Source organism: Deltaproteobacteria bacterium (assembly GCA_016874755.1).
Taxonomy (GTDB): Bacteria; Desulfobacterota; Binatia; order UBA9968; family UBA9968; genus DP-20.
This window is the reverse complement of sequence record VGTH01000008.1, coordinates 1-11,361: the sequence shown is the minus strand read 5'-3', so window position 1 is coordinate 11,361 and position 11,361 is coordinate 1. Positions and strand designations below refer to the sequence as shown.

The window sequence follows — 11,361 nt, the reverse complement described above, 5'->3', positions numbered from 1 at the left end:
GGATATGGATTTGCACGAGATTTACCTCGAAACCGACCCGAAAAATGTCGCCTACGTGAAGTTCGTGATCGAATCTTACGAAGAGGTGGGCATCATTCGCACGGTGTATCGCAAGCAGGCCGTGATCGTCCTGTTGACCATGCCCGCCTACCTCGAGGTGGCGCGCCAGATCATTAGCTCACTTGAGAAAGAAATCTCCATTCGGGTCATTCCGCGTCCCGCCGAAAAGACCGACGATTGGTTGATGCTCGAGCTCGAACCGGCCAACAATACCCCGGACGATTCCGAATCCACAGCCTGAGCGACGTTTTTTGATGACCGAAAAATCCACCCAACCCAACGCTCCCGCCGCAGGAGCGCAAGAGCGCATTCTTGCGCTCTTTGCCAAGAAACCGCGCACGCGGTTGACGCCGGCGGAAATCCAACGGCGCGCCGGTTTCGCCAATCATGAATTGCAGAATATCGTAGACGCCCTGCGCGAGCTCTGCCGCGCCGGCCGCATGGTGCGGCTTAAGAAAAATCACTATGGCCTGCCCGATAGCCAGAATCTGCTCACCGGTAGAGTTCACGCCCATCCGGACGGCTATGGCTTTCTAATTCCCGATAACAAAGACAGCGATGACGTTTACCTGAACCGCCGGGAAATGCGCCGGGTCATGCACGGCGACCGGGTCATGGTGCGCCTCGATCGCAAAGCACGCGGCGCCAGCGAAGCCCATATCGTGCAAATCACCGAGCGCGGCCTGCAGCGCCTGCTCGGCAGCTACGAAGAGATTGCCGGCAAAAGCTATCTGGTGCCGATGGACACGCGCATCGGTGCCATGCCGCTAAAAACCGGCGCCCTCAAGCCGGACTCAGGCAAGATCATTGCGGTGGAGATTTCCCGCTACGGCACCGCGATGTCGCCGCCGGAGGCGACGCTCGTCAAAGTGATCGGCGATCCCGACGATCCCGAAGTGCAAACCCAGTCGATCGTCTTTCGTTTTGGCCTGTCGGCGAGCTTTCCCGAGGAAGTCGATCGCGAAGTGAAGCAAGCGTCCTTCGCGATCGATGCGGCGGAGCTCGCCGCCCGCGAAGACTTGCGCGCCTTGCCGATCGTGACCATCGATGGCGAGCACGCGCGCGACTTTGACGACGCGGTTTTCGTGCGCAAGACGGACCACCGTTATGAGCTGTTTGTCTCCATCGCCGACGTCGCCTACTACGTGGGTCCCGAGACCGCCATCGATCGAGAAGCCTACGCCCGCGCCACCAGCGTCTATTTCCCGGACCGGGCGATTCCCATGCTACCCGAAGCGTTGTCCAACGGCATCTGCAGCTTGAACCCGCGCGAAGACCGCTTGACGAAAACCGCCTGGATCGAGTTCAACGCCAAAGGCGAAGTCACGGCCAGCCGTTTTTTCAACTCGGTCATTCGCAGCCATGAGCGCATGACCTACACCGATGTGCGCCGCATTCTGGTCGACAACGATCCCGCCTGCCTGGAGCGCTACGCCCCTTTGGTCGATCAATTCAGACTGATGGAAGAGTTGGCCTTGCGGATCTATGAGACGCGCAAGGCGCGCGGCAACTTGGATTTCGATCTGCCCGAAGCGGAGATCGTTCTCGATCTCCAGGGCGCGCCGGAAAACATAGTCCGCGCCGAGCGCAACATCGCGCACCGCATCATCGAAGAGTTCATGATCGCCGCCAACGAAGCGGTGGCGCGCCATCTGACTGAAAAAGAGTTGCCGACACTCTATCGCGTCCACGAGGGACCTGATCGCGAAGCGCTTGAAGCGCTGGCGCCGTTTCTCTTGAGCCTCGGCTACCGCCTGCCGATCAGCAAGGAAACGGTCAAGCCGAGCGAGATCCAACGGCTACTGGAATCGTGCAAAGGCAAACCTGAGGAGCGCGTGTTGAATCGCGTGCTGCTGCGCTCGATGAAACAAGCGATCTATCAGCCGGAAAATATCGGCCATTTTGGCTTGGCATCGAGCTGCTACCTGCACTTCACCTCGCCGATCCGCCGCTATCCCGATCTCATCGTCCACCGCATGCTCGCCAACAGCTTGCGCGGCGAGAAACTGAAACCGAACGCGAAAGCCGATCTGGAGCGATATCTTGTCGAAGCCGGCAAGCATACCTCGGAGCGCGAGCGCAACGCCATGGACGCGGAACGGGAAATGGTCGACTTGAAAAAAGCCCAGTTCATGATGGGCAAGCTTGGCGAAGAGTTCGGCGGCTTCGTGAACAGTCTGGCGAACTTTGGTTTTTTCGTCGAATTGGACGATTACTTCATCGAAGGGCTGGTCAAACTATCGTCATTGACCGACGACGACTACGACTATTACGAGAAAGAATATCTCATCAAAGGCCGGCGCCATGGCCGAAGGTTTAGGCTCGGCGACAACGTGCGGGTCAAAGTCGCGCGCATCAATGCGTTTCGCAGTGAGATCGATTTTGAGTTGCTGTAGCTGTGACGGCGCCGGGTCGGCGTGTGCAGCTACAATCGTTCGTCGCGCTTTGCCTGCGGGTATGAGAACCCGCAGGCAAAGCGCGAGCCCAGGTGCCGGCCAAAATTCGCTGCTAGCTAAAACCACCAAACATCCCCGCCGCTGATTTTCGCATAAACGATCTCCTTCCTCCCGATGCGTTCATATCCTGCGCGACAATTTATGCCAACAGCGGAAGCTATAGACCAAATCGTCACAGCCAGTCAAGTTGATTGTGGCTCTCTGCGACCGTGCTGAAAACGTCCAGGAACAATCGCTCCGGTTTCGTTGAACCACTCATTTGGACCGATGCGGCGCTGCGCCCTCATATCGGTTTAGCGTCGAAAAAACCTTCGCATCAGGTGATGGAATAAAACTACATGGCGCCACGCTCGCTCTTCTCAACTCGGCATTTGAAGTCCAAAATGCCCCGGTGGAGGCAGCAACGTGCGACGCATTTTTTTCACTCGCGCGCGGAATAATTGTTGCTTGTGCAAGTGGCGAATGCGTTTCGGCCTAAAGGCTGATAGGCCTTTCATCGCAGAATTCTCGACAAGTGACATAATGACAATGATCGACGTCCGTCCTTCGCGGTCAAAACCGCTCTATTGCTTGCGCAACCGGTCCAACTACGGCGCCACCCTCGTTTGCCTCAAATGCCGGCTGCCAATTTCGCTGGCGGCGCTGTTTTCTCTGCTGTTAACATGTGCCGTCAACTCCTTCGCGGCGCAAGTGACACTCGAGTGGGAGGCCAACTCCGAGGCGCAGGTTGGCGGTTACATGCTTTACTATGGGCAAACATCTGGGAACTACGCCAAGGTGGTGGACGTAGGCAATCAAACCAACTATGTTGTCTCCGACCTGAATCCCGGGGAGACTTATTATTTCGCTGTCACCGCCTACGACCCCTCAAAGCAAAATGAGAGTTCTTTTTCGCCGGAAGTCCGCGCCAGCATCCCCTTGCCCGTGCCGGCACCCATGGCCCGGTTCAAAGTCGCTCTCGTGAACAATAGAAAAACTCTAACGGTCGTGTTCACCGATATATCAAAGGGAAAAATTAACCGCTGGAACTGGAACTTTGGTGACGGCGCCACGAGCACGAGCAGGTATCCGAGTCATCGCTACACAGCGCCGGGAACCTACACCGCCAGTCTTACGGTGACCGGCCCAGGCGGGTCGAATACTTTTACCAACACTTTCCAACTCATCTGGCACAAAGGGCAAAAGACTTAGACCGAGCAAGGAATCAATATCAGGTTGAAGGCGCTCGCGGCCGCCGGCGGCGGGCGAATCGACAGAAAACCAGCTATGCCATGCAAGTTTTGCAGTTAACAAAAAGGAACCCGGCGACACACAGCGGTCCGCCGCCGCACCGACTCCAATACCGCTTCGTCCGGCTGATGGCTGTGGTTTTCCTATGCTGCGCGCAGCTCGGCGCCAACGCCCTGGCTGCGACGTACTACGTGTCTCTCTCGGGCAATGACGCGAACGCTGGAACACAGAGTCAACCCTGGCGCACTATCCAAAAGGCGGCAAACACGGTTGTTGCCGGCGATCATGTGCTGATCCGCGGCGGCACCTATAACGAGCGCATCAGGCTCGCCAACGGCGGCACGGCCAATGCGAGAATCACCTACGAGAATTTTACCGGCGAGAAAGCGATTCTTGACGGCACGGCCATCGCGATGGGCTCGACCGATGCGCTGCTGCAGCTCGACAACCGCAGCTACGTCACAGTCAAAGGACTGATCGTGCAGAACAGCGCGCGCAACGGCGTGCGCGCGACTTCCGGAACCAACATCGTCCTGGAAAACCTCACCGTGCTCAACGCCGGGGAAAACGGCATCACCTTTTATGAGCCGACGGCGAAGCATCTGCCGATTGCGTTGGGCGACCAAGCAGATGCTTCGCTTCGCTCAGCATGACACCCTACGGAATGCCGTTCCCAACGCTGTCTCCGCAACGGAACGCAACAACAAGCGAAGTATTTGTCGGTTTGGGGTTAACTCTGCCAGTGAAATCGCGCAAGAATGGCGATGTGGTCCGAAGGCTGATCGGCGTTGGGTAGAGTCGTGTGATCGTCGATGGACATGGGCGCCAACGCCTCGGCCCTTAGAGAACCGGAGTGGAAAATATAGTCAATAACCCGCGCGTCGCGGTTGACGTTGCAGGTGTAGGCTCGGTCGAGACCGCGGTGCGCCCGCTGCAAGCCGGACTGCTCGATCGATTGCACCAGCGCGCTGTCAGGGGTCACATTGAAATCACCGGCGAGAATCAGACCGTCGGCCCGCGGGGCAGTCGCCGCTTGTTCTGCTAATAATTGGCGCACCTGTCGATAACCCAGCTGCTGCTCGACTGAGTTCACGCCGGGCGGATCCCAACTGAGATGCGTGCTGATCACTTGCAGCAAACGATCCTCAAAACGAAACGTCGCGGCTAGCGCCACGTAGCCGGAATCGGCCCTGCCGCCGCCGTCGGCGAAAACGATGGTCTGGCTCTCCACCAGCTCGAAGGAGCTGTGCCGATAGAAGATCGCGCAACCGTCGGGCCGGTTGTTGCGTTTGCGCGCATATTGGAAGTCGTAGCCGCGGCCAATGAGCGTCGCCCGCAGCGCCGCCAACGCCGGCGGCTCGACCTCTTGCAGGCAGAGAAGATCGGCATTGAGGCGGGCGATATGCTGAACCAGCGCCGGAACCCGAGCAGCAGGATTGAGCAGCAGCGCCGGCGTGCGTGGATACCAGGCGCGCTCGACATAGGCTGTCGCAAGAACGTTGTAAGAGGCGGCTAAGAAAGACATCTAGCGAAATATTATGATAGTCAGTTGCTGGCTTCGCAACCGCGCCGCTGCCCAATCATAACTTGAGCTGATTCGACGGAAAATGTATGCTCGGACACTGCCCGAAGGTCCTACATGAGCGCCCGTTGATTCGGGCGCTCGCTATTTTCGAGGACTACAACGGGAGAGTAACTTTCAGGAGGAATTTGGCATGCCCGAGTGCCCAGTATGCGGCGCCACAGTAACGCTTGGTGACGACACCGTCGAAGGAGAATTGATTCCCTGCGCTGAGTGCGGCTCCGAGCTTGAAGTCACCGGAGTCAATCCGTTCGTGCTCGCCGAAGCACCCAAAGAAGAAGAAGATTGGGGCGAGTGACATGAACGTTGGATTTCTCCATTCGCTGATCCGCCCCGAAGAGAAATTGCTGATCAAAGAGTTCGAAAGCCGCCCCGGCGTCGAGCTGGCGATGATCGACGATCGCAAGCTCGCCTTCAATTTGGGCCAAGACAAGTTCGACTACGACGTCGTCATCGAGCGCTCGATCAATCACTCCCGCGCGCTCCATGCTTTAAGGCTGTTCGAATGCGCCGGCGTCAAATGCGTCAACACCTCCAAAGTTGCGACCATCTGTGGCGACAAGATCCTCACCTCGATCGCGCTGGAGGAAAATAAAGTGCCGCAGCCCGAAGTGCGCATCGCCTTCACCGAAGACTCGACCGTCAAAGCCATGGAAGAGATGGGTTATCCGGTCGTGCTGAAACCGGCAGTCGGCTCCTGGGGCAGACTGTTATCGAAAGTAAACGATCGCGACGCCGCCGAGACCATTCTCGAACATAAAGTGACCCTCGGCAGCTATCACCATTCGATTTTCTACGCGCAAAAGTATATCGACAAAAAAGGCCGCGACATTCGCAGCTTCGTCGTCGGCGACGAATGCATCGCGGCAATCTATCGCAATTCCGAGCACTGGATCACCAACACCGCCCAGGGCGGCAAGGCAACCAATTGCCCACTGACCGATGAATTGAAAGATCTCTCCGTGCGCGCCGCACGCGCCGTTGGCGGCGGTGTCGTCGCCATCGATGTGTTTGAAACCGAGCACGGTCTACAGGTCAACGAAGTGAATTACACGATGGAATTTCGCAACAGCATCGCCACCACCGGCGTGAATATTCCGGCGTTGATCGTCGATTACGTGCTCAAGGCGGCTAAGAACTAAGATGGCCGAGAAAGTTAAAGTCGCCATCGTCGGCGGCTCAGGCTACACCGGCGGCGAATTGCTCCGACTGTTGCTCGGACATCCGAATGCCGAAGTAACCCAGATCACCTCCGAACGCTCCGCCGGCAAACTGGTCTTCAAATCTCACCCGAACCTGCGCAAGCGCACGACGCTGCAGTTCACCAAGATGGCGGAGTTGAAACCTTGTGACCTGCTGTTTCTTTGTCTGCCGCACGGCGAATCCATGGGCAAGATAGATTCCTTCAAAGCGCTCGCGCCAAAACTCATCGACCTGAGCGCAGATTTTCGCCTCGCTTCCGAAAGCGCCTACAAAGAGTGGTACGGTAAATCGCACGCGCGCCCCGATCTGCTCGGCAAGTTCGTCTATGGTATTCCCGAGCTCCATCGCGATGAAATGAAGAAAGCGAGCTGGGTATCGAGCGCCGGCTGCAACGCGACCGTGACAATCTTGGGACTCTATCCATTTTACAAGCTTGGCCTGATCGAACCTGGGCGCACCGTGGTCGAAGTCAAAGTCGGCTCGAGCGAAGGCGGCAATCAACCCAGCGCTTCGTCGCACCACCCCGAGCGCAGCGGCGCCGTGCGTTCGTTCATGCCGGCGGGCCATCGCCACACCGGCGAAGTGCTGCAGGAACTGGGCCTGGCTGAATCCAATCAAGTACACATGTCTGTTACATCCATCGAAATGGTCCGCGGCGCACTGGCGACGTCGCACCTATTTCTGAAAGACAAGCTCGAAGACAAAGACATCTGGAAAGCGCTGCGCCAGTTCTACGGCAACGAGCCTTTCATTCGTATCGTCAAAGAAGCCGACGGCACGCATCGCTACCCCGAGCCAAAATGGCTCGCCGGGACTAACTATTGCGACATCGGCTTCGAGCGCGACCCAAAGTCAAATCGCCTGGTCATCATCAGCGCCATCGATAACCTGATGAAAGGCGCCGCCGGCCAGGCCGTGCAAGCGTTTGATTTGATGCACGGCCTCGATGAAACCATGGGTTTAGAATTCACTGGGCTTCATCCGCTCTGATCGAAGAGTCGCGTCATGTTCAAAAATGCAATGATTCACCGCGAAGGTCACGAAGAACACGAAGGTCTCAGCCTATTGTTTTCCGAACTTCGTGATCTTCGTGTGCTTCGTGGTGAACAAATCTTTTAGTCATGTGCCGTCTCCTACTCGTCAAATCAGACCGCGACGTCGACATCGCCGAACAATTGCGGCGCTTCGCCCACATCGCGAAAAATAGCCGCGAGTTCCAAGGCCACGGCTGGGGCTGCGCCTATCTGGACAACGGCGCATGGCGCTACTACAAGAACATTAAACCAATCTGGGAAGATGATTTTCCCTCCTTTGGCAGCAGTCGATTGCTAGTCGCCCATGCGCGCAGCGCCTTTAAAGACGAAGGCATCGTCGTCGAAAACAACATGCCCTTCTACGACGATCGCTACGTGTTTATTTTTAACGGCGAGCTGCGCGGTGTGAAAATCGCCGAGCAGGGGCGCATTGGCGCTGAGAAGATTTTCAATTTCATCAAGCGCTTCGATCATGGCGATATGCTCGAAGCGCTTAAGCGCGGCACTGAGCTGATTCGCAAGCGCACGAAATACATCCGCGCCATGAACATCATTCTGGCCGATAAGGACAATGCCTACGTCGCGTCCATCTTCAACGAAGACCCGGACTACTTCACCATGCGGCGCGCCACTGAGAACGGCACATTGATCGTGGCTTCCGATCCGCTGCCGGGCGATGCGGCCTGGCAATCCATTGAAAACAACACCGTGCAGGCAGTTACATGATCATCGTCAAAATCGGCGGCGGCAAAGAAAACAATCTCAAAGGCGTGGTCGAAGACCTCGCCGCATTGAATGAAAAATTCCTCATCGTCCACGGCGCCAACGCAGTGCGCGACGAGATCGCTGCGAAAATGGGTTTTCCCACCAAGACCGTCACTTCGGTTTCCGGCTACTCCAGCGTTTTGTCCGACGAGCATGCCATTGACGCGATCATGATGGGCTACGCCGGCATCCAGAACAAGCGACTCGTCGAGCTCTGCCAGCAGCATGGCATCAACGCCGTCGGACTGTCGGGCCTCGACGGCAAGCTGGTGCAAGGCGCGCGCAACAAAGGCATCCGCGTGCGGCAAAATGAAAAGACCCTCATGATGCGCGACTTCTCGGGCAAGCCCAAGGCCGTCAACAAAAGTCTGATTACACTTTTGTTGGACAACGGCTACGTGCCGGTGATCTGCATCCCGATCATCGACGAAAACAACTTCGCGATCAATTCCGAGAACGACGACATTGTCGCCCTGCTGCAAGACGAACTGCACGCGGAGACTGTGATTCAGCTCATCGAAGCGCCGGGCTTTATGGACGATCTCAAAGACGAAAACTCACTGGTAAGAACGATTTCGAAGCTAGAGCTCGACGCGCGCGAAGCCCAGGTCGAAGGTCGCATGAAACGCAAAATGCTCGCTCTTAAGAAGCTCGCCGAATCGGGCGCGCAGAGAATTCTGATAAGCGACGGCCGCGTCGCCCATCCGATCCAAGACGCTTTGGCGGGAAAGGGAACGACGATCCAATGACTGACTTCATTGAATTGGAAAAAAACCACGAGTTCGACGTCTATCCCAAACGCGATCTGGTCTTGGTGCGCGGCCAAGGCGCCAAGGTCTGGGACTCGAACGGCAAGGAATACATCGACTGCATTGCCGGCCACGGCGTCGCCAACGTCGGCCACTGTAACGAAAGCGTCGCTGCCGCGATTGCCGCACAAGCGCGCCTGCTCATCAGCTGCTCGATGACGCTCTACAATGACACCCGCGCGCGTTTCCTGGAAAAGCTGCTTTCGGTCACGCCAAAGAATCTCACGCGTGCTTTTCTCTGCAACTCGGGCACGGAGGCCATCGAAGCGGCGATCAAGTTCGCCCGCTTCACCACCAAGAAAAAAGAATTCATCACCGCCATGCGCGGGTTCCATGGCCGCACCCTGGGCTCGACCACCGCGACGTTCAATCCGGAATATCGCAAAGAGTTCGAGCCGTTGGTGCCGGGCTTCAAATACGTCGCGTTCAACAATTTCGACAAGCTCACAGAAAACATTACCGACGACACGGCAGGCATTATCCTCGAAATCGTACAAGGCGAAGGCGGCGTCCATCCCGGCACGGGCGACTATTTCACCAAGGTGCGCCAGCTCTGCGACGAGAAAAATATTCTTCTGATCATCGACGAAGTACAAACCGGCTTTTGCCGCACCGGTAAAATGTTCGCCTGCGAGCACTTCGATCTACAGCCGGACATTCTCTGCCTGGCTAAGGGCATCGCAGGCGGCGTGCCCATGGGCGCCGTTGTCTGCTCGGAAAAAATTCAACCGCCGATGGGCAAACACGGCAGCACCTTCGGCGGTAACCCGCTCGCTTGCGCTGCCGGCAGCGCCGCTATCGATTTTATGACCGAAAACAAACTCGCCGATCAGGCGCGCGAAAAAGGCGAATATTTCATTGGTAAACTCGGCCAACAAAAATTCGCCAATGTCCGCGAGATCCGCCACATGGGTTTGATGGTGGGAATGGATTTGAAAGAAAAAGGCCAGCCCTATTTGGTCAAGCTGATGGAGCTTGGCGTGCTCGCCATGCCGGCGGGCGCGACGGTGTTGCGCTTCTTGCCACCGCTCACGATATCAAAGGAAGAATTGGATTTCGTCGCCGACAAGGTCGCTGCGGTCTTGCCAAAAGTGAGTTAAGCAAAAGCAAATCTCAAAAAAAAGGGGATGGAGGTCATCCATCCCCTTTTTGCGCACTGATCCAATACCAACTACAGAAACTTCCCCACAAGAAACTGATTGATCGCTTCCGAGCCTTTAATCGGCTTGCCATCGACAACCAAAACCGGAACGGTCTTAGCGCCGGTCCAGTCGATCAACTCTTTTTCATTGTCCGGGTTCTCCCGGATATTTTTCTTGACGATCTTATCTTCGCAATGAAGATTGACCATGCAGTTGAGCACGCTCTGAGAAAATCCGCATTCGTTGTAGAAAAAAAGTTCCATCGCCATATTGCTACTCGTCGATTGTCTCGCGCAAAGAACGCAAAAGCCGCCATGCTCGGAATCGATTTAATTCCTTTGCGGCCTCTGCGAGCTTTGCGCGAGAAACTCTTTGTTCGATGCGCTTACCCTTTGTTAACTTTTTGGCATTCCGCCAAAAGATCCTTCGGATTGCGCTCGCCGGCCGGCGTGACCGACACCGAGTAGCGCACCGCGCCTTGTTTGTCGACGATCACGGTGGCGCGATCGGTGATGCCTTTGTCAGCCATATAGGCACCGTATTTCTCCGCCATCGCCCCTTTCGGATGAAAATCCTGCAGCAGCGGAAACGACACACCGCCCAAAGATTTCGCCCAGTTGTCGTGGGAAAATCTGCTATCGATACTCACACCCAAAACTTGGGTGTCACAGGCCTGGAAATCGCTCTTCAGAGCTTCGAGTCCAGGCACCTCCCTGCTTCAAGTGGGAGTCCAATCCAGGGGATAGAACACCAACATGACGTTTTTCTGACCTTTGAACTGGCTGAGGGTGAACTTGGTTCCGGCCAAGTGACTCACCAGCTCGAAGTCAGGCGCTTGTTTGCCAACTTCAATCATGCCGTCTTTTACTCCTTTTGTAGAATTTGCCGTCTGACGATGACGTCCCGATCAATATACCCAAATATCTGCGCTGGTTTCAACGATTTGCGTCGCTCCATAACTCCGCTCTAAGGTTCCGCACCGACGGTCAACGGCACATACGTAGACGCGGATGCTGGGCGGCAGTTTGGGGCGGTATAATCGAGCGGGTGACCCGGCGACTGGTCAGCGCCGCTGTTCGT

The 11,361-nt window shown here is 56.4% G+C and carries 14 protein-coding genes; 10 read left to right on the top strand and 4 right to left on the bottom strand.

The genetic code is table 11. The features are described 5' to 3' along the window. The first annotated feature begins 4 nt into the window (after nt 1–4). The 4 genes from FJ145_06595 (at nt 5) to FJ145_06580 (ending at nt 4,399) form a co-directional block, all read left to right on the top strand. Complete coding sequence (locus FJ145_06595) at nt 5–301, top strand: DUF4911 domain-containing protein (GenBank protein ID MBM4261098.1); 297 nt, start codon at nt 5–7, stop codon at nt 299–301. 13 nt (nt 302–314) lie between these two features. Continuing rightward, the gene (gene rnr / locus FJ145_06590; protein ID MBM4261097.1) at nt 315–2,456 is read left to right on the top strand and encodes a ribonuclease R; all 2,142 of its coding nucleotides are present in this window, start codon (nt 315–317) and stop codon (nt 2,454–2,456) included. A gap of 522 nt (nt 2,457–2,978) precedes the next feature. Then, nucleotides 2,979–3,707 carry a PKD domain-containing protein gene (locus tag FJ145_06585; GenBank protein ID MBM4261096.1) on the top strand — a complete coding sequence of 243 codons (729 nt, stop codon included), beginning with the start codon at nt 2,979–2,981 and terminating at the stop codon, nt 3,705–3,707. Between the two features lie 80 nt (nt 3,708–3,787). Then, complete coding sequence (locus FJ145_06580; GenBank protein MBM4261095.1) at nt 3,788–4,399, top strand: DUF1565 domain-containing protein; 612 nt, start codon at nt 3,788–3,790, stop codon at nt 4,397–4,399. Between the two features lie 77 nt (nt 4,400–4,476). Here the strand turns inward: FJ145_06580 and FJ145_06575 are convergent, their stop codons facing one another. Next, nucleotides 4,477–5,271 (bottom strand): hypothetical protein, encoded by a 795-nt coding sequence (locus tag FJ145_06575; protein MBM4261094.1) that lies wholly within the window; start codon nt 5,269–5,271, stop codon nt 4,477–4,479. Between the two features lie 190 nt (nt 5,272–5,461). On the opposite strand from FJ145_06575, the gene lysW reads away from it, so the two are divergent. The 6 genes from lysW (at nt 5,462) to FJ145_06545 (ending at nt 10,239) form a co-directional block, all read left to right on the top strand. Beyond that, entirely contained in the window at nt 5,462–5,626 is a 165-nt protein-coding gene (gene lysW / locus FJ145_06570) for a lysine biosynthesis protein LysW (protein ID MBM4261093.1), read from the top strand. Nucleotide 5,627: 1 nt separating this feature from the next. Then, a complete protein-coding gene (gene lysX, locus FJ145_06565; GenBank protein ID MBM4261092.1) occupies nt 5,628–6,470 on the top strand; it encodes a lysine biosynthesis protein LysX in 843 nt (280 codons plus the stop codon). Between the two features lies 1 nt (nt 6,471). Beyond that, nucleotides 6,472–7,521: an N-acetyl-gamma-glutamyl-phosphate reductase gene (locus tag FJ145_06560; protein MBM4261091.1), complete on the top strand. Its 1,050-nt coding sequence runs from the start codon at nt 6,472–6,474 to the stop codon at nt 7,519–7,521. 131 nt (nt 7,522–7,652) lie between these two features. Further along, on the top strand, nt 7,653–8,291 hold the full coding sequence (locus FJ145_06555) for a hypothetical protein (protein ID MBM4261090.1): 639 nt from the start codon (nt 7,653–7,655) through the stop codon (nt 8,289–8,291). After that, nucleotides 8,288–9,079, top strand: a complete 792-nt coding sequence (locus tag FJ145_06550; GenBank protein MBM4261089.1) for a [LysW]-aminoadipate kinase — start codon at nt 8,288–8,290, stop codon at nt 9,077–9,079. Before FJ145_06555 ends, FJ145_06550 begins: the two co-directional genes overlap by 4 nt. Then, nucleotides 9,076–10,239, top strand: a complete 1,164-nt coding sequence (locus tag FJ145_06545) for an acetylornithine/succinylornithine family transaminase (GenBank protein MBM4261088.1) — start codon at nt 9,076–9,078, stop codon at nt 10,237–10,239. The genes FJ145_06550 and FJ145_06545 overlap by 4 nt, the downstream gene beginning before the upstream one ends. A gap of 71 nt (nt 10,240–10,310) precedes the next feature. Here the strand turns inward: FJ145_06545 and FJ145_06540 are convergent, their stop codons facing one another. The 3 genes from FJ145_06540 to FJ145_06530 all read right to left on the bottom strand — a co-directional run bounded on the left by FJ145_06540 (nt 10,311) and on the right by FJ145_06530 (nt 11,137). Continuing rightward, the gene (locus FJ145_06540) at nt 10,311–10,550 is read right to left on the bottom strand and encodes a hypothetical protein (protein ID MBM4261087.1); all 240 of its coding nucleotides are present in this window, start codon (nt 10,548–10,550) and stop codon (nt 10,311–10,313) included. 116 nt (nt 10,551–10,666) lie between these two features. Continuing rightward, entirely contained in the window at nt 10,667–10,990 is a 324-nt protein-coding gene (locus tag FJ145_06535) for a redoxin domain-containing protein (protein MBM4261086.1), read from the bottom strand. 9 nt (nt 10,991–10,999) lie between these two features. Beyond that, nucleotides 11,000–11,137: a redoxin domain-containing protein gene (locus FJ145_06530; GenBank protein MBM4261085.1), complete on the bottom strand. Its 138-nt coding sequence runs from the start codon at nt 11,135–11,137 to the stop codon at nt 11,000–11,002. Nucleotides 11,138–11,361 lie beyond the last annotated feature (224 nt).